This is a genomic window from Sphingobacterium lactis (assembly GCF_051951495.1).
Taxonomy (GTDB): Bacteria; Bacteroidota; Bacteroidia; order Sphingobacteriales; family Sphingobacteriaceae; genus Sphingobacterium; species Sphingobacterium lactis_A.
This window is the reverse complement of sequence record NZ_JBNHAS010000001.1, coordinates 1,163,359-1,181,617: the sequence shown is the minus strand read 5'-3', so window position 1 is coordinate 1,181,617 and position 18,259 is coordinate 1,163,359. Positions and strand designations below refer to the sequence as shown.

Sequence of the window (18,259 nt, the reverse complement as noted above, 5' to 3'; positions counted from 1 at the left end):
AAAAAATGATGAAATTCGTTGCATATTTTAAAGAAGATGTACACGATAGGTTTTGTAAGTGAGATAATAACGCTAGAGGAGCACAAGATCCTTAATTTTGAGCAACAAATAAGCGAATTAGTCTACGACAGCCGAAAAGTAAGCCTGCCAGAAGAAAGTTTGTTCTTTGCATTATTGGCCACCAGAGATGGCCATGATTTTATTCCTGATGCATATTCCAAAGGAATCCGAAGCTTTGTTGTCAATCACCAAACGCCATTTTTAGCTGAAAAAGAAGATGTCAATATCCTGATTGTCAAAGACAGCCTTATAGCCATGCAGCAATTAGCGAAATACCATAGAACACAATTCCCTAATCCCATTATAGGAATAACAGGGAGCAATGGTAAGTCCATTGTCAAAGCCTGGTTAACACAAATGCTGAGTCCAGATAAAAAGGTTTACCAAAGTCCTAAAAGTTATAATTCACAATTAGGTGTGGCCTTATCATTATGGAACTTACAAGCATCTTATGATCTTGCTATAATTGAGGCTGGGATTAGTGAACCAGGAGAGATGGATAGCTTGGAGGAAATGATTCAACCAAATATTGGAATTTTAACTAATATTGGAATAGCACATTCCCAACATTTCGAAAACAAGAAGGCCAAGCTTGAAGAGAAATTAAAACTCTTTAAACGTACTGAATTAGTCATTGCAGGTAGTAAATACATTTCGAAAGAGGAATTACCAGCTCAGGCATCTTGGAGGTCTTGGGGAGTTGAAGAAACAGATTCTATTCAGATTCTTCAGCAGGAGGTTCAAGGTAATCAATCGCTCTTGAAATTAAGGGTCAACAATGAAGTTGTTGATTTCATAATACCATTTACAGATGAAGCTTCCATCGAGAATGTATTAAGCTGTATTTCTTTATTAATCTATTTGGATTATTCCTTTCCTATTATTCAAGATCGTATTTTGGCTTTAAAGCCTTTAGAAATGCGTTTGCAATTGAAAAAGGGTATAGCTAACAGTTCCATTATAGATGATTCTTACTCCAATGATTTAGCATCGTTGAAAATATCATTGAATTTCCTCCAACAGCAAAATCAGCATCAAAAAAGAACTCTGATACTTTCTGATATGGACGGTTTAAAGGAAAGCGAGAAATTACAGCATAAACTAGTCGATTTATTAAATACCCAAGCTTTAGATAGATTGGTGTGGGTAGGCGAGAAATACACTTTCTTAGAAGATATACATATCAATGATAAGCTTCTTTATCCAGATACATCATCTTTCATCAATGATTTATCCAACCAGGTATTCGAGAACGAAAGTATTCTGGTGAAAGGAGCGAGGATATATCAATTTGAGCAGATTGTAGAACGTTTAGGGCTTCGATCTCATGGTACAGTCTTGGACATCAATTTAAATGCACTGACCAACAACTTGATGGTTTATCGTTCTTTAATTCCACCTCATGTGAAGTTAATGACGATGGTCAAGGCATTTTCTTATGGAAGTGGCAGTTTTGAAGTTGCAAATTTACTTCAATTCAGTAAAGTGGATTACCTAACGGTTGCCTTTGCTGATGAGGGAGTAGATTTAAGGATGGCTGGAATTAGCTTACCTATCATGGTGCTTAGTCCTGATGCGGACACTTTTGAATCATTAATTAAATACAATTTGGAGCCTGAGGTTTACAGTATGCGATTCTTAAAGGAATTTTTACTTTTCCTTCAGGAAAGAGATATTCAGGATTACAAAATCCACCTCAAGTTAGATACGGGTATGCACCGTTTGGGATTCTTCCCAGAAGAGATTCCTGAGGTTGTGGAGATACTTAAAAAACAAAAACTTGTTCGTGTTCAATCCTTTTTTACGCATTTGGTTGCTTCCGGAGACCCGAACCAAGATGACTTTACCAGATATCAAATAAACACCTATTCAGAGGCAGCTCAAGTGTTGAAAGAGGGCTTAGGTTATTCTTTTATCCGACACGTTGCCAACACTTCGGGGATAGTCAGATGGCCAGAAGCGCATTTTGATATGGTGCGCTTAGGGATTGGTTTATATGGAGTAGATATGGATAGAAAGTTGGAAAATCTGGAACAAGTAAGTACCTTGCGTACTACAGTTACCCAATTAAAAGACCTAAAGGCAGGGGAGACGGTGGGATATGATCGCAAAGGAGTATTAACTCGGGATAGTAGGATCGCTACGGTCAAGATTGGATATGCCGATGGATATAACCGTCGATTTGGTATGGGCGTGGGCAAAATGGAAATCCATGGACAACAGACAGCTACTGTAGGGAGCATCTGCATGGATATGTGTATGCTGGATGTTACTGGCCTAGATGTGCGTGAGGGGGATGAAGTCATTGTGTTTCCAAATGTAATGCAAGCAGCGAAAGATGTAGGAACAATTCCCTATGAGTTATTGGTGAATATATCTGGACGTGTGAAAAGAGTTTATTATTACGAATAAGATGATACGTAAGTTTTTTCAGAAGTTTTTTTATTATTTAATTAAGGGCACATTGGTAGTTGCGCCTGTTGCAGGGGCTATTTTTGTCATTGTGTGGTTGGTGGCTACCTTGGATGGTGCCTTGAATATTACAGAACATTTCCTAGAGGATGAAAGTGGTCACCCTTTATACATTCCTGGGATTGGTATTCTTTCGGTTATATTACTTTTAACCCTAATTGGACTTATTTTTACCACATTAGTTACAGCACCAATTCGTGCTTGGTTGAATAGAACCATTAATAAAATTCCTTTATTCAACACTTTATATTCTTCCATTAAAGACTTTACCGAAGCTTTTGTTGGGGATGCAAAGAAGTTTAATGAACCTGTATTAGTCATCGTCAATGATATGGGGCTAAAGAAGGTAGGCTTTTTAACACAGAAGGACTTAACCTCAATTGGTCTTCCAAATGAAGTAATTGTTTATTTTCCTTATTCCTATTCTGTCGCTGGTCAGATAGTTGTTGTTAGTGCAGATAAAGTCATCAAATTAAACATGTCAGCTACAGATGCCATGAAATTAGCAGTTTCTGGAGGGGTAAGTGGATTAGAAAGCACAAAAGGTCCAGCTATCGACCCAGCAAAATAATACAATCATGTTTTGGTCTAAAAAGAATAGCAGTAAATCGCAAGAGTTTCAGGAAATACTAAAACTCCGATCTGAACTATCATTTAAAGAAATTCAATTTGATGTAGCCTTGTTTCAATTGTTGACTCCACTATTTGATGAAAAGCCTTTATTATTCAAAGATTGGAAAGACCTCCAAAATAAGGTTTTACAGGCTGTAGAAGAGAAAACTTGGACCATTCAGGATGAAATTGAATTTATAGAATCCTATGTTAATCTTTGGAAGATAGCCAAATCTGATGAATTGAATACGCAACTTACCATTAAAGGAAATCAAAAAGATATCCAATTATTTCCATTGATTACCTTAGGCGCTATTCAAAATGCTCTACAACTAGGTTATAATAGTATGCAAGAGCATCCTTTGAAAATTCGTATTCAGCTAAGTCAATCAAGTCTTCAACTTGAGGTAAGTAATCGAGTAAATCATTATTTACAGAATCAAGCTGATAATATGCAGTTTGAAAATTGGAAGAGTAGACTTGAATATCGGTATCCAGAAAAACATCAATTGTTTGTAAATAGTAATTCAAATATCTTTAAGAGTACTTTAATATTACAGATCAACTAATGAAGATATAGAAAAAGGGCATCTAAAATTAGATGCCCTTTTAAAGTTAAATTATTCCTGTATATCGAAAATCTTAATCACGTTTACACTGAGCTGTCCAGACTTTGCTGTCCTTGCTATAGGTAATGTCCAAATCATTATTATCAATAGTTATAGAGCCTAAGGCCTCATCACTAAAGAAAATTTTAGTGTTACTTCCTTTTTCCATTTTAATACCAGTAATGTTTGGAATTCCACGGTCAAAACGGAAACTGTAGGTATCACCAACTTTGGTTACCCATACGGTACCCGCACCTTTAGGAACATCACCATCTCCATTCAATACGGTATAACTGATGTCGCCTTTGTAATTATCTACAAAGAAATCATTATCTGCAGGATCATCATCCTTAGAACAGGCACTCACTGCCACCATCATTACAAATAAAAAGCTGAATAGTTTTAATGTTGTTTTCATAGCATAATTGTTTATGTTTTTCAATAGTTATCAGTAGTTATAACCAATTTAAATGCCATAACACTTGCAACATACCCGTTACAATCTAATTTTAACATTTCTTAACACTTAAAAACCAAATAAATTCAGCTGATTATCTATTCGATTATTGAAGTGTGAGCTATCTAAAACCATGGGTTTCAAATTCAATTTATTCCGCTTGCAATGTAATTTAAAGCTGTTATTAATGATATCAGCCAACTGACCAGATCCTCGCATTCGATTACCAAATTCACTGTTATTGACCTTACCTTGGTGGCAACTTTGTATGCTGTGCCATATTTTATTGGCACGATCAGGATAGGCTTGAAATAACCAGTCTTGAAATATCTTTCCTATTTCACCATTTAATCGCACATTGGTATAACCAGCCCATTGTGCACCAGCATCTGCAGCGGCCTTTAATACTTTAGGTATTTCATGATCGGTGAGTCCAGGTATTACAGGTGCACACATGATTCCCACAGGAATACCATGTGAACTAAGTTTTTCAATTACCTGTAGACGTTGTTTGGCTGTAACTGTCCTTGGTTCCAATAATAACCGAGTATCTTCAGTAAGGGAATTGATTGAAATAAATACAGCGCTGAGATTTCGCTTTGCCATTTCCGCAAGGATATCCATGTCACGAAGAACTAAACTATTCTTGCTAATTATGCTAATGGGTTGTCCAAACTCCAAAGCAATTTTTAAAATAGCTTGTGTCAATTTGAATTTGCGCTCAAGAGGTTGGTAGCAATCTGTATTGCCTGATAACGAAATGGTTTCTCCTTGCCAGGTTTTCTTTTTTAAAAACTCACGAAATAACTTTGGTGCATTTTGCTTAACCAAGATCTTGGTTTCAAAATCTAACCCTGCACTCATTCCCCAATACTGATGAGAATTTCTTGCATAACAGTATATGCAACCATGCTCGCAGCCCTGATATGGATTTACGGAATAAGCCATCCCCACATCAGGACTATCTACTTTATTGACTATGCTCTTGGGATGAACTATGCTGAAGGCGGTTTTTGGCTTGTCTTGTTCCCACTCATCAATCCCTTCTATATGTTCTTGTACATATTCATCTTTGAAAAAAACGTTGTGAACGTTCTTTTGAGCACCACGACCTTGAATATACGATCTCTCCATCTCACTAATATTTTTACTAAAATACTAAAAATATTAGTAACATGTTTATGTTTTATTCTTCTTCAATCTCTTTTTCTTCAACTATCTTCTTAGGTGCTAAATACTTATAGATTTCAATTTGCGAACGAAATTCAGGTTCATCATTCTGAACATACTCGTTGTTTTGTTTATTATTTAAGATTCTCGCTTTCACGTTATCTTTTAATTGAATATCGAGCATGTCTTTAAGTTCCTGTTTCAATTTTCTGGAATTTACTTTTACAGCCGCTTCAATACGATGATCTAAATTTCTAGTCATCAAATCTGCAGAAGATAAATAAGTGAATTCTTTACCGGCATGATAAAAATAGAAAACACGAGCATGTTCCAAGTATTCATCAACAATGCTTATTGCTCGAATGGGTTCTATAAACTTTTTCTGGTTCGTGGCACAATATATTCCGCGAACTATCAAATCAATTTGTACACCTGCTGTAGCTGCTTCATATAGTTTTTTAATACACTCCTTATCGCTGAGTGAGTTTATTTTAATGATGATATGAGCTTTTCTCCCAGCTTGTGCTTCAGCTATTTCCTTGTCGATTAATCCATTCAATTGAGAACGCATATCGATAGGACATACCATTAAACTTTTATTGTTTTTAATGGTATCTGTAAGTACAGCTTTTGGTCTTTGTAATGCCGTAAATACTTTGTTGATATCAGCCATGACACTTTTATTGCTTGTCATTAAGCAATAATCGCCATATAACTTAGCTGTTTTCTCATTGATATTTCCAGTGCTTACAAAACCATATTGAATGGTTTTATTGTTAACTCGCTTTTTAATGATACAAAGTTTCGCGTGAACCTTTTTATTTGGTATCCCAACCAATACTTTCACACCTTCCATTTCAAAGCGCTCTTTCCAATCAAGGTTTTGTTCTTCATCAAACCGCGCCCTCAATTCCAACATCACCGTCACTTCTTTTCCATTACGAGCAGCATTGACTAAGGCGTTAGCAATCTTGGAATTGCTTGCCATGCGGTAGATGGTAATTTTAATGGTCTTCACATCAGGGTCCATGGCTGCCTCTCGCAATAAATCAATCATTGGTCTAAACTCATGATATGGAAAGGAGAGAAGTACATCTTTCTTCAGAATAACATCAGTTATACGTTCCATCCCTGCAAAATCAGGATGTTCGAAGGATGTTCTTTCAACCAATTTTTCATATGACCCAAACACATTTGGGAAATCCATGAAATGCTTGAAGTTGTGAATCTTTTGCCCCGGAATGATGCTGTCTCTTTTACTTAGACTGAGTTTTCGGATTAGAAACTCCAATAGTTTTTGATCCATATCCTGGTCAAATACAAAGCGAGTAGGCTTTCCTTTACGACGATTTTTGATACCCTTACTGATTTTTTCAACCAAACTGGTATTCACATCGTTGTCAATGTCAAATTCGGCATCCTTAGTTACTTTAAAGGTATTTGCATTGAATTGATCAAAGCCAAAATAAGAGAAGATATAAGGTAAATTGACCTTGATTACATCTTCCAGGAGAATGATATGTTTTTGTTGTTTAGGAGATGGTAAAATTAAGAATCTTCCTAAATGACTGGATGGTAATTCTATAATAGCAAATTTGGTTTCATATTGCCATTCTTGTTTATACATGGCTACACCTAAGTATAAACTTTTGTCACGAAGATAGGGAAGAGGCTTACTTTCATCCAATAGCAAAGGAATAATACTGCTTTCTACTTCTTCCTCAAAATACTCCTTAACAAATTTCAATTGATTAGGAGTAAGATCTTCTGCAGATTTGATAAAGACCTTTTGTTTGGCCATTTCCTTTTGAACCTGATGCCAAATTTTATCAAATTTTCTTTGTTGCTTAATAACAAGCTCAGTTATCTTATCCAAGATAATGCTTGGACTTTCATAAAAATAGCTGTTGGCAACTTTAATATTGAGTTCAGAAGCTCTTTTCAATGCCGCTACACGAACGCGAAAGAACTCATCCAAATTATTGGAAAATATACCTAGAAATTTAATGCGCAAAGGCAACGGAACATCAGGGTCTGCCGCTTCTTGCAATACGCGTCCATTGAAACTTAACCAGCTGATGTCTCTCGGTATGAATTTAGTTGCCATTTGTAGTATGCTCATAATAGCCCAAAGATGTGAGGGCTTTGTTTGGTATAAGTTAATGAAATATTAACAATTTATTAAATAATATATGAATCCCTTTTTTTAATGCTAAGTACGATACCTAGCTTAATAATTGTTCGCCTAAAATAATACCATGCTGCCTTTGCAACAAAATATTTCAACGAACACATATTATTAAAGTCTATTATTTATCAAATTGTTTGGTAAAACATGTTCCCAAGCAAAGCTGTTATTTTATATTTTATTTGTTCTTGTTAATTGTTGGTTGTGTCACGAGGGTTCCAAACTGTTGAAAAATGAAAGCAGTTGGAGTTAATAATAGTTGTATGTGTGGAGGAACGTACAGTTCCTTTGATTTTTGGCAAACTTTTTTTGGCATATTAGCTTAAATCAAAATTTTATTTAAAGTAACCGACCTCCTTAAAATCGTCAATAAATAACGAAATAAGAAAAATCATTAATCCAAAGGTAATAAAAAAGTTGGTTTTAAGCTATAAATGTTATATTAAATAATTGTTAACAAACAGAATGATAATCTTAAATTAACATGGAGCCTGTTTGTATGCAGGGTGTATTATTTATTTACCCCAGTTCTCCTTTGTATACTAATAGCCTCATATTTAGTGGTATCATAGTGTGGTTCCTCTAAAGTTAGTGTAGTAGGGTAAGGCTTAAGCTTATCAAAGAAGTAGATTTTAGTGCTGCTTCCATAATCATTGACAGGAAACATATCTGCGCATTGATCATAGGCGGCATTCTGTGGATCACCTACACTTACTGCGTAAATACGGATTATTCCACCTTTGTTATTTTCATTTCGTACAAAAGCAACCTCTTCAAAGTCGCCTGGAAGTTCTTTGATAGAAGGTTGAGAGTAGGCATCATAAATAAAATACCCAAGAATTAAAATTAAAGGTATGGCAAAGAACCATACCTTTTTAGTGCTTTTTTGCATAATTGCTTATAACGTGATTTTTATGTCTAATAGCTGGAAGAACTCCTTTAAGATCGCTTGATGCCCTGGCCAAGCTGGCGAAGTAACTAAGTTACCATCTACAACGGCTTGATCTGCCGGAATATTTTTCCAGGTACCACCTGCCAATTCAATATCTGGTCCAACAGCTACGTATGCTGTCAAGGTACGTCCTTTTAATACTTGTGCCGTGGTCAACACCTGTATACCGTGACAGATTGCTGCAACAGGTTTGTTTTCCTCGAAGAAGTGTTTGGTGATTTCAATAACGCGTTTATTCAAGCGAATATACTCTGCAGAGCGTCCGCCAGCAATATATAGACCGTCATAATCTGCTGGATTTACAGCATCAAAATCTTTGTTAATGCCAAAATTGTGGCCACGTAATTCCTTATAAGTCTGATCGCCCGTGAAATCATGAACAGCAGTAGGTACCACATCTCCTTTTTTACGGTCGGGAGCGATAGCATCTACCTCAATTCCTACGGCACCCATTGCTTGAAATGGAACCATTGCTTCATAATCTTCTACATAATCACCTACGAGTAATAATACTTTTTTTGCCATGATCTTGTTTGTTTATTGTTGTTCTTTTGTTGTGTTTAATCGTTCGGACATGATGCGCTTTGTTTTTCTAACCGTCGCCTCTAAGGAAGCACGAAGACTTGGGTCAATAACCCCTTTACCTTCTTCAAAATTCTCATAAAAGCTTGGTAGTGAATAAACAGCTAGGAGATCTGCACCATCCCTAGGCATACGTTTTTCTGCAGCCTCAAGTACTGATTTAGCTCCACGAGCACCATCACTTGTCCCTAACAATAAAATGGGTTTATCCGCAAATAGCTTGCGTCCTTTAATCCGGGATGTCCAATCCATTAAGTTTTTATAGGCAGCTGAATAACTGCCGTTATTTTCCGATAAGGACATTAAAATTAAATCTGCCCAATCTATTTGCTTAGCAAATGCATATGCCTGTTCTGGAATACCTGTTTCTGCTTCACGATCTACCGAGAAAATCGGCATCTCAAAATCATTTAAGTCCAAAATAACAACCTCATCATCTGCCTCCTTATAGTATTTGGATACACTCGTGACAAATTTCTTGTTGATGGATTGCCTGCTGTTACTGCCTGCAAAAGCTAATATCTTCATATTCTAAATTTAAGGAATTTTTGCCGAAGAAAACCTAATTGCAAGGTCTAAAATGAAAGAATTAACCTTATTTTAATATATAGAAGGACTTTCATGGGGAATTGTATTGAAACCAAATTATTTGGAAAATAAAAAAGCCTTGAATCTTTCATTGATTTGATTCAAGGCTTTTTCTGATTATCTCTAATCAGAGATATTTAGTTCTCGATTTTATTTAACCTAAAAGCTTTTTATTTCGGACTTACCATCTCTACCGGGAGAGCCAGAGTATATTTGTCCTTGCGGTAAACCTCTTAAACCAGTGGGTGCCATGGCTATCCTCGAATAAATCTGTCTCACTTCAGAACTAGGATTTACACGCAATCCTCCCGGTGTTACATCAATAAACACAAAGTTTTTTCCTTTTTTATTGCTGGTTTGTGGCGCCAATCCTTTAGCATCGTAGGCTAAGGTTACTTTCCCTCCATCACCATTCGGGAATGTTTTAGTTCCGTTGAAAGCGTCAATTCCACGTGCAATAATAAACAAAGACCCTAACTGATTGAAGTTTGCTTTTATATCAAAATTAGTTGCATTGTTTTTACTGTCCTGACCAGTAATTAAAACATTGTTTCCAATTTCTGCATAACCAATTTCAAGCTTCACATCTTTTTTTGCATAAAAATCTAGTTTTGACTTATCTTTCATAATCAGGGTGTCGATTCTGATGATCATGCTAGAATCTCCTTTGTTAAAGTTTTTCTTTTCCTTTTTCCCTAGCTCTAATCGCTGTATATGTAGGGTTTCCTGAGCAAAGCTGAAAAGACTTGCCATTATTAACCCTAAACTTAGTAGATATCTCATAATGTTATTCTTCCTATGTTGATTAGACAATTTTTTAGGTAAAAAGTTTAATTTTCTTCCCTCAAATACTTGACGATAAGTTTTGCTGTTTTCTCGGATGCACCTGGAGTTCCCATTTTCTCCATTAAAACGTCGTAGTTTTCCAATACACTTGCTCGATGTTCTTTATCGGTGGTTAATTTACCCAATTCATCAGCAATATTTCGCGAGGTACAATCTTCTTGGATCAATTCAATGACCGAAAGGTAATTATTGATTAAGTTCACCAGAGAAATGAATTGGACTTTGACTACACGTCTAGCAATGGCAACAGAAATAGGATTAGCTTTGTAGACTACCACCTGTGGAACACCTATCAAAGCAGTTTCTAAGGTGGCAGTACCAGAAGTAACCGCCGCAGCTTCAGCATGCTTAAGCAAATCGTAAGTTTGATTGAATATAACCTTGATCGGGTAATCTCCAATATATTGTTGGTAATAATCCAGGTCAAAGTTAGGTGCTCCAGCTATAACCAATTGGTGCAATGGAAAGTATCGGTGCAATTTCACAAGCTCTGGTAAAATATGTGCAATCTCCATTTTCCGACTTCCAGGTAATAAAGCAATGATAGGAAAATCATTCAATCCATTATCTTCCTTGAAGTTTGGGTTAAATTCATAAGTTGAAATCGCATCCAAAAGGGGATTACCCACGTAGTCAACAGGGTAATGATATTGTTTGTAAAAATTTACCTCAAATGGTAGAATACAAAACATATGATCCACCACGCGCTTGATTTTATATACCCGTTTTTGGTTCCAAGCCCATATTTTGGGTGAAATATAATAGCAGGTAGTAATGCCTAATTTCTTCGCAAACTCAGCTATTTTCAGGTTAAACCCGGGGAAGTCGATGAGTATAACGGTATCGGGCATGACCTGTTGAATGTCAGCTTTTACTTTCTTTAGGTTTCGGGCAATGCTTCTTAAGTTCATCAAAACTTCAATAAAGCCCATAAATGCCATTTCAGAAGTGTGAATCAATACAGGTACGCCTGCCGCAGCAGCCATCTGATCGCCACCAACCAAATGAAATTCCGCCTCAGCATCTTCCTTGCGGATTTCCTTAATTAAATTTGCGCCATGTAAATCGCCGGATGTTTCACCAGCAATAATATAATACTTCATAGTTGATAATAACGCTTAAAGATAAGCATTCTTAATTCTATGATGCTATTAAGCTCATTTTTCCATATAAATATGGTGAATAATTTTCTGCAAATTTTTATGCTTCTTTGTTTTTAAAGCACTTATTCTCCCAGTATATTAAGAAGTATTGATGCCAACAACCCTTTTGTTGAGGATAAGTTATGTTCGTGTTTCAGTATAGTTGGGTTCGAGTTTGCTTTGATACTCTAACGGAATTTATTCAGATTTAATGCGGATCTCCTTCGGATCTCGTTCGCTTCTAACCGAACGAGATCCGAAGGAGATCCGAACAAGTTCCGAAGGAGATCCGTTAGAGTGTCGAATCCAACCCTTTTGAGAGACAATGAGACAACAGACAAATGACAACAGATATAGAAAGGAAAAAGAGGAGAAGATTAAAGGAAAAAGGGGAGAAAAGCAAAGTAGATCTTTGGAGTTCAATGATCCTAGTTGGATAATAATTGTGTTAAGCACTAAACTCATTCAAAGGTCCAATGTTCTATAAATACAGCTTATTGAAAAATAAAAAGGTCGGAAATTTTTCCGACCTGATTAAATATTCTTGATTAAGGAATTAGATCCCAAGCTCTACTTGGAAAATTCCTCCCCAAATGGCTTTTTGGTTGTTATTGTTGAAATGTCCATCTCTAAACGTGTAATTTGCGTTTAATTGGAATTTTAAACGGTGTGCTTTCATGTATTTTGTTAAGCCTAGTTCGATAACTTCTGTTTGTCTTTCCAGGTCTTGAATGTCTTTATGTGGTTGAACCAAGGTGTAACGACCTGCAATTTCGTATCCCTTGTTCATCAGGTAAGAAACTTGTTGATTAACACCCCATCCTTTATAGGCTGAAGTTTCTTGTGGATCGTCTTCAACAGTCCAATTTAAAGGATTATCTACATCACGACGCATATACTCAGCTTGGTAGGCAAATCCTTGATATTTGAAAATCATATCTGCGAAACTGGTCTTCAATGTCATTGGGTTTTGCACATAACGACCGGTTTGACCACCCTCACGTGTAGTTCTGTCGTTGTATGAATATCCACCGCCAATTGACAACTTAGGAGTTTCTTCGCGCTCTAAATCACCTTCTTGATAATCATTCTCATTGGTGAATTTACCAAGCGGAAGGAATTCCACACGACCAGTATAAGCAAGGCCATCATCCGTGGAGTTTGCTGGTCGACCTTCACCTGTTGAGATAGCACCTTTAGCTACAAATGCTACTGATCCTAAATCTTTGCTGTAGTTAAGGGAAATACCAAAATCACGGTCAACTGTAAAGTTTGAGTTGACTAATGAACGATCCGCAAATTGCAACTGTCCAGAAGAATTTACCCTTTGACGGTTACCTGGTAGCTTGTTTTGTCCAAATGAAATATAAAAATCGTCTGAAAAGTTATAGAACATCACCGCGTCACGAACGATATTTGGTACTCCTGTATCATCATAATCCTGGTCACTTCTTGTGAAAGCTAGCTGAACCGAGTAAGAGATTTTAGGCGTATAGATATAACCATCCATACGCATTCTAAGCCTACGGATTCGAGCATCAAACTTTCCATCATCTTCACCATTCAATTCGTTGGAAAAACCTAAACGGTTCTGCATACGAAAACGAAAGTTGGTATAAAATAAAGAATCCTTGGATTTGTATTGTATCCCTTTAAAATTAAGAATGGTGGCACGGTCATCACGTTCCTGAGCATTCACATGCTGCATACCGAAAAATACTGTTAATGATAGGAGTAGGAGTCGAAAAAATGGCTTCATACGTAAAGATTAAATTATATTTTAGGTTCTTGTTGACTTAAACAGTGGAAACTTCCTAATCCCCAGATGATATCGACCGAGTCAATGCCGATTACCTTACGGTCTGGGAAGCAAGATTGAATAATAGTTAACGCACGTTCATCGTTTGCATCATTGAAAATCGGAACAATGACAGTTTTATTTGCGATGTAAAAGTTTGCGTAAGAAGCAGGTAATTGTTGATCTTCATAAATTACAGGCTTCGGCATCGGTAATTCAACAATTTTCAATGGTCTACCATCCAATAAACGCATGGACTTTAACGTTTCCAGATTCTCCTGTAAAATTGGATGATTCTCATCGTTTGGATCTTCTTCAATAACTGTTAAAACGGTGTCTTCAGCAACAAAGCGCGTAATATCATCGATATGTCCGTCTGTATCATCTCCAATGATACCATCACCTAACCAAAGAACCTGATCTTGGCCATAATAGTCCAATAAATACTGCTCAATTTGTTCTTTAGTCAAATGTGGGTTTCTATTTTCATTTAATAGACAAGCTGTTGTAGTAAGGACAGTTCCTTTGCCATTGAACTCAACTGATCCACCTTCCATAACGATCGGAGGTGTGAAAAGTTTAAGGTTAAATTCTTTGGCAATTCTTGTAGGTACAACATCATCTAAGTCAAAAGGAGGGTATTTGCCTCCCCAAGCATTGTATCCCCAGTCAACGACTGCTTTTTCACCAGTTTGATCATTGATAACGAAAGCTGGTCCGTGATCACGGCACCATGCATCGTTAGTTGGGTTCATGTGGAAACTGATGTTTTCCATGTTTGCTCCAGCAGCTTCAATATGCTTTGTAGCAAAGTTTTTCATTTCTTCATCAGCCACATTGATTCGCACCAATTGATCATCGGCAACTAATTTAATGAACTGTGCATAGGGTGCATAGATGGTTTCTAATTTTCCTGGCCAAGATTCTTCTTTATGTGGCCAACTTAACCACAATGCTTCTTGAAGTTCCCATTCGGCAGGAAATCGAAACCCCAATGCCTTAGGTGTTTCGTTAATATTGTAAAGGGATGAATTGTTATTCATAGCTTAAAAACGTAGTACTGTTATCTGAGAGCCTTATTATTGACTTTTGGCGAAGTTTTCAGACAACTCTACTTAAATATTAATGGTATTCTAGTTAATATAATGAGCAGTAGTCTTTTGAACTACTGCTCGAAGGTTTTTTGTTTAATCTTCATCAATGAAGCGTTTCGTAATAGGCGCATAGGTTTCAATACGTCTATCGCGAAGGAATGGCCAGTGCTTACGGAAATAATCAGACTGGTTCAGGTCAATATCCACAACTTCCACTTCTTCTTGATCATGTGAAGCTAGGTAAAGTAATTTTCCTTGTGCATTTGCCACAAAGCTACCACCCCAAAATTTCATTGCACCATCTTGCTCGAATCCAACGCGGTTTACCGAAACGACTGGAACACCATTTGCCACGGCATGGGAGCGTTGAATGGTTTGCCAAGCATTGTATTGATCCGTGTTTGTTTCTTCATCTTGATCTGTAGCCCAACCAATAGCAGTAGGGTAGAACATAATCTCGGCACCCATCAAGGCTGTAATACGAGATGCTTCAGGATACCACTGATCCCAACAGATTAAGACACCAATGGTTCCAAATTTGGTTTTGAAGACTTTATATCCAAGATCACCTGGTGTAAAATAGAATTTCTCATAAAAAGCAGGATCATCAGGAATGTGCATTTTACGGTATTTACCTAAATAAGTTCCATCAGCATCCAATACTGCGGTTGTATTATGGTAAAGACCTTGCGCACGCTTCTCGAACAAAGAAGCGATAATCACCACACCTAATTCTTTCGCTACAGCAGATAATGCATCGGTGGAAGGACCAGGAATAGCTTCAGCTAGATCGAAGTTATCATAGTCTTCCACATCGCAAAAATATAGGGAAGTAAAAAGTTCTTGTAGACATACGATTTGCGCACCTTTTGCAGCGGCTTCACGTACTTTAACGATTGCTTTGTCCAGATTTGCTTGTTTATCTTTCACACAAGACATTTGAACCAAACCAACTTTAACTTTGCTCATTTTTCTAAATATGTATGATTTAGCTGCAAAGATACTATATTTTACTGAGCATGAATACTTGTTAAGGACGAGCATCACAATTTTTGACGAAAAAATGTGTCTTTAAAGCTTAGGACAAATGTTTTATTTTGCTTCATGGTATATGCTTATCTTTGAATCATGCGGAAAATCATTCACATCGACATGGATGCCTTCTTTGCTTCAGTAGAGCAAAGAGACTTTCCGGAGTTTCGCGGGAAGGCACTTGCTGTGGGTGGTTCGCCAGACGGGCGTGGTGTGGTGGCAACGGCCAGCTATGAGGCCCGTAAATATGGGGTTAAGTCCGCTATGTCCTCTCGGATGGCATTACAACTGTGTCCGCATCTGCTTTTTACATACCCTCGATTTGATGTTTATAAAGAGGTTTCTAATCATATTCGAGCCATTTTTAAACGCTATACAGATATCATAGAACCTTTATCCCTAGATGAAGCTTATTTAGACGTAACAGAAGATAAATTGGGGGTAGGATCAGCAATAGAAATCGCCAAACAAATCAAAGCAGCCATTCGTGATGAACTTAATCTAACGGCTTCTGCAGGGGTATCTGTCAATAAATTTGTGGCTAAAATAGCTTCAGATTTGCAAAAACCTGATGGATTAACCTTCATAGGTCCATCAAAAATTGTCAAGTTTCTGGATCAACTACCAGTAGAAAAGTTCCATGGTGTAGGTAAAGTTACAGCTAAGAAAATGAATCAGATGGGAATCTTTACTGGACATGATTTAAAGCGCTTTACGGAACAGGAGCTTATCTTTCACTTTGGTAAATCAGGTAAATTCTTTTTCCACATTGTTCGTGGTGAGGATGATCGACCTGTAAGACCTAATCGGATCAGTAAATCAATTGGTGCTGAAGACACTTTTGAAAAGGATTTATTCGAACTGGAGGATTTAAGGGAAGAATTAATACGCTTGGCTGAAAAGGTTTTTAAACGAATTGAACGAGCAAACAAACAAGGGAAAACCATTACACTAAAGATAAAATTCGCTGATTTTACCCAAATAACCCGAAGTAAAACTTTGCTTAATCCATTTGAAAAATTAGAGGATATTGAACTTCAAGGCTTGGATTTATTGGATAAGCTGGAATTGCAAGATAAAAGAATCAGGTTGTTGGGCTTGACAGTATCTAATTTTAAGGATGAGAAGGAAGAGGAAAAGGTATCAGCGCAATTGAGGTTGTTTTAGGATATTATAGATGAAAGGGATAATTGGATTTAGTTATTAAACATCCCTAAAAAATAAAACAATTAAAATATCCTTTAAAGTGCAATTTCTTTAATATGCATGATTTTGGAAGGAAATGCTAGAGCATAGTTATCAGCCAAATTATTCATGTAATAATTACTTATCACTAAGTTTTCTTGACAAATTATTTCTTCGATATCTTGAATTTCCATTTCATTATCAATGAAACCTAATGCATGTACTTTATTGTCTTTGAAGTAGATATAGCTTTTCTCTGAAGTATTTCTTCCTCTGTCGATGATGATATAGGATCGTTTGAAATTTATTAAATCTTCTAATGCTTGATATGCTCTTGAATTGTAGGATTCTACATCTGGAAGCTCCGTTTGATTGATGATATCGGTTCGTTCCCTGGTGCTGTTGCCGGCGTTGAAGAAACTAATTAATCGGTAATCTAATTCGTGTTGTTTAACCAGACGCATTAGAAATTGGGTAGATTCGTGAACCGTATTGAAAGCATAATGTGGGTACACATGTTTCCGAATTTGGCAAATAGAAAGCCTTAAATACCCTTTTTGATCCTCATAGGATATTAACCCATATTTGGCTTCATATTTTTTAAGAGCGCGATTGTAGATTGGCCAATGCTTTTTTATCAGATCACATTCCATTAATAGGGCCATCAATTCAGTTCCTGATTCTCTAAATTCTATGTCAGCAATCTCATTAATGAAGTTTTGCCTACGTAGTCCTTGGTTATTGCCTGTAAAATGAGAGATTACTCTTTTCTTGATATTAATTGCTTTCCCTACATAGATGATTTTACCACTCGAGTTTTTAAAGATATAAACACCAGCTGTTCCTGGAAGAGATTCAAAGACCTCCGTAGGAATGTTTGTAGGAAGTCTTTGTTCTTTGGCATTTGCTTGAATAGCTTTATTTATGAAATTCTCTGCATCATTCTCATAAATACGCTGAAATAAGGTAACCGTTGCTCGAGCATCACCTGCAGCTCGATGTCGATCGGTTAAAGTGATTCCTAAGGATTGACAAAGTTTTCCAAGGCTATACGAAGGTAGTCCTTTAAAGGTTCTTCTGGCTAATCTTACCGTACACAGTCGTTGTGCCTTCCAATCGTAGCCGGCAGCTTTGAGTGAAGCCAATAGAAAGGAATAATCAAAATGAACATTGTGTGCTACAAATATTCGATTTTGCAATAAATCGAATATTCTTTCTGCTACCTCTGGAAAGGTAGGGGCATCTTGTACCATCTCATCATTGATGCCTGTTAGTGCTTGAATATGAAAGGGAATGGGCTGAAGGGGGTTAATTAAAGTACTGAATTCTTCAATTACCTCCTTGCCATCAAATATAAATATTGCTACTTCGGTAATCTGACTTGCGGCAGCATATGAGCCTGTAGTTTCAATATCGACAATAGCAAATTGGGCTTCCTTCATAAAACAAAAATACTACTAATAATTTTATTTA

The 18,259-nt window shown here is 36.7% G+C and carries 16 protein-coding genes; 4 read left to right on the top strand and 12 right to left on the bottom strand.

Annotation, left to right across the window (positions count from 1 at the left end):
- Positions 1-36: 36 nt before the first annotated feature.
- Genes ACP6L2_RS05040 through ACP6L2_RS05030 form a run of 3 tightly spaced genes read left to right on the top strand, consistent with a single transcriptional unit; the run spans position 37 to position 3,713 of the window.
- Positions 37-2,472 (top strand): bifunctional UDP-N-acetylmuramoyl-tripeptide:D-alanyl-D-alanine ligase/alanine racemase, encoded by a 2,436-nt coding sequence (locus ACP6L2_RS05040; protein ID WP_440508197.1) that lies wholly within the window; start codon positions 37-39, stop codon positions 2,470-2,472.
- 1 nt (position 2,473) lies between these two features.
- Entirely contained in the window at positions 2,474-3,103 is a 630-nt protein-coding gene (locus ACP6L2_RS05035) for a DUF502 domain-containing protein (protein WP_440508196.1), read from the top strand.
- Positions 3,104-3,110: 7 nt separating this feature from the next.
- Positions 3,111-3,713, top strand: a complete 603-nt coding sequence (locus ACP6L2_RS05030) for a hypothetical protein (RefSeq protein WP_440508195.1) — start codon at positions 3,111-3,113, stop codon at positions 3,711-3,713.
- Positions 3,714-3,786: 73 nt separating this feature from the next.
- Here ACP6L2_RS05030 and ACP6L2_RS05025 read toward each other — a convergent pair whose 3' ends face one another.
- From ACP6L2_RS05025 to ACP6L2_RS04975, 11 genes are all read right to left on the bottom strand, one after another.
- Positions 3,787-4,170: a hypothetical protein gene (locus ACP6L2_RS05025; RefSeq protein WP_440508194.1), complete on the bottom strand. Its 384-nt coding sequence runs from the start codon at positions 4,168-4,170 to the stop codon at positions 3,787-3,789.
- A 108-nt stretch (positions 4,171-4,278) separates the two neighbouring features.
- Positions 4,279-5,343, bottom strand: coding sequence for a PA0069 family radical SAM protein (locus ACP6L2_RS05020; RefSeq protein WP_440508193.1), 1,065 nt, complete (start codon positions 5,341-5,343; stop codon positions 4,279-4,281).
- Between the two features lie 52 nt (positions 5,344-5,395).
- Entirely contained in the window at positions 5,396-7,486 is a 2,091-nt protein-coding gene (ppk1, locus tag ACP6L2_RS05015; RefSeq protein WP_440508192.1) for a polyphosphate kinase 1, read from the bottom strand.
- A 592-nt stretch (positions 7,487-8,078) separates the two neighbouring features.
- Positions 8,079-8,459, bottom strand: coding sequence for a hypothetical protein (locus ACP6L2_RS05010; RefSeq protein WP_440508191.1), 381 nt, complete (start codon positions 8,457-8,459; stop codon positions 8,079-8,081).
- Positions 8,460-8,465: 6 nt separating this feature from the next.
- Entirely contained in the window at positions 8,466-9,044 is a 579-nt protein-coding gene (locus ACP6L2_RS05005; RefSeq protein ID WP_344672834.1) for a DJ-1/PfpI family protein, read from the bottom strand.
- Between the two features lie 12 nt (positions 9,045-9,056).
- A complete protein-coding gene (locus ACP6L2_RS05000) occupies positions 9,057-9,629 on the bottom strand; it encodes an NADPH-dependent FMN reductase (protein ID WP_440508190.1) in 573 nt (190 codons plus the stop codon).
- A gap of 219 nt (positions 9,630-9,848) precedes the next feature.
- Positions 9,849-10,472, bottom strand: coding sequence for a hypothetical protein (locus ACP6L2_RS04995; protein WP_440508189.1), 624 nt, complete (start codon positions 10,470-10,472; stop codon positions 9,849-9,851).
- Between the two features lie 47 nt (positions 10,473-10,519).
- Positions 10,520-11,638, bottom strand: a complete 1,119-nt coding sequence (lpxB, locus tag ACP6L2_RS04990; RefSeq protein ID WP_440508188.1) for a lipid-A-disaccharide synthase — start codon at positions 11,636-11,638, stop codon at positions 10,520-10,522.
- 595 nt (positions 11,639-12,233) lie between these two features.
- A complete protein-coding gene (locus tag ACP6L2_RS04985) occupies positions 12,234-13,436 on the bottom strand; it encodes a porin (RefSeq protein WP_440508187.1) in 1,203 nt (400 codons plus the stop codon).
- Between the two features lie 14 nt (positions 13,437-13,450).
- A complete protein-coding gene (locus ACP6L2_RS04980) occupies positions 13,451-14,518 on the bottom strand; it encodes an agmatine deiminase family protein (RefSeq protein ID WP_440508186.1) in 1,068 nt (355 codons plus the stop codon).
- 144 nt (positions 14,519-14,662) lie between these two features.
- Positions 14,663-15,538, bottom strand: a complete 876-nt coding sequence (locus tag ACP6L2_RS04975; RefSeq protein WP_440508185.1) for a carbon-nitrogen hydrolase — start codon at positions 15,536-15,538, stop codon at positions 14,663-14,665.
- A 159-nt stretch (positions 15,539-15,697) separates the two neighbouring features.
- Here ACP6L2_RS04975 and dinB point away from each other — a divergent pair, with 159 nt between their 5' ends.
- Positions 15,698-16,768 carry a DNA polymerase IV gene (gene dinB / locus ACP6L2_RS04970; RefSeq protein ID WP_440508184.1) on the top strand — a complete coding sequence of 357 codons (1,071 nt, stop codon included), beginning with the start codon at positions 15,698-15,700 and terminating at the stop codon, positions 16,766-16,768.
- A gap of 74 nt (positions 16,769-16,842) precedes the next feature.
- Here the strand turns inward: dinB and ACP6L2_RS04965 are convergent, their stop codons facing one another.
- A complete protein-coding gene (locus ACP6L2_RS04965; RefSeq protein ID WP_440508183.1) occupies positions 16,843-18,228 on the bottom strand; it encodes an exonuclease domain-containing protein in 1,386 nt (461 codons plus the stop codon).
- Between the last annotated feature and the right edge of the window lie 31 nt (positions 18,229-18,259).

Bases quoted from the DNA above. Each gene is read 5' to 3' on its own strand.
- ACP6L2_RS05040 (WP_440508197.1), top strand. From the start codon at position 37: ATGTACACGATAGGTTTTGTAAGTGAGATAATAACGCTAGAGGAGCAC.
- ACP6L2_RS05035 (WP_440508196.1), top strand. From the start codon at position 2,474: ATGATACGTAAGTTTTTTCAGAAGTTTTTTTATTATTTAATTAAGGGC.
- ACP6L2_RS05030 (WP_440508195.1), top strand. From the start codon at position 3,111: ATGTTTTGGTCTAAAAAGAATAGCAGTAAATCGCAAGAGTTTCAGGAA.
- ACP6L2_RS05025 (WP_440508194.1), bottom strand. From the start codon at position 4,170: ATGAAAACAACATTAAAACTATTCAGCTTTTTATTTGTAATGATGGTG.
- ACP6L2_RS05020 (WP_440508193.1), bottom strand. From the start codon at position 5,343: ATGGAGAGATCGTATATTCAAGGTCGTGGTGCTCAAAAGAACGTTCAC.
- ppk1 (WP_440508192.1), bottom strand. From the start codon at position 7,486: ATGGCAACTAAATTCATACCGAGAGACATCAGCTGGTTAAGTTTCAAT.
- ACP6L2_RS05010 (WP_440508191.1), bottom strand. From the start codon at position 8,459: ATGCAAAAAAGCACTAAAAAGGTATGGTTCTTTGCCATACCTTTAATT.
- ACP6L2_RS05005 (WP_344672834.1), bottom strand. From the start codon at position 9,044: ATGGCAAAAAAAGTATTATTACTCGTAGGTGATTATGTAGAAGATTAT.
- ACP6L2_RS05000 (WP_440508190.1), bottom strand. From the start codon at position 9,629: ATGAAGATATTAGCTTTTGCAGGCAGTAACAGCAGGCAATCCATCAAC.
- ACP6L2_RS04995 (WP_440508189.1), bottom strand. From the start codon at position 10,472: ATGAGATATCTACTAAGTTTAGGGTTAATAATGGCAAGTCTTTTCAGC.
- lpxB (WP_440508188.1), bottom strand. From the start codon at position 11,638: ATGAAGTATTATATTATTGCTGGTGAAACATCCGGCGATTTACATGGC.
- ACP6L2_RS04985 (WP_440508187.1), bottom strand. From the start codon at position 13,436: ATGAAGCCATTTTTTCGACTCCTACTCCTATCATTAACAGTATTTTTC.
- ACP6L2_RS04980 (WP_440508186.1), bottom strand. From the start codon at position 14,518: ATGAATAACAATTCATCCCTTTACAATATTAACGAAACACCTAAGGCA.
- ACP6L2_RS04975 (WP_440508185.1), bottom strand. From the start codon at position 15,538: ATGAGCAAAGTTAAAGTTGGTTTGGTTCAAATGTCTTGTGTGAAAGAT.
- dinB (WP_440508184.1), top strand. From the start codon at position 15,698: ATGCGGAAAATCATTCACATCGACATGGATGCCTTCTTTGCTTCAGTA.
- ACP6L2_RS04965 (WP_440508183.1), bottom strand. From the start codon at position 18,228: ATGAAGGAAGCCCAATTTGCTATTGTCGATATTGAAACTACAGGCTCA.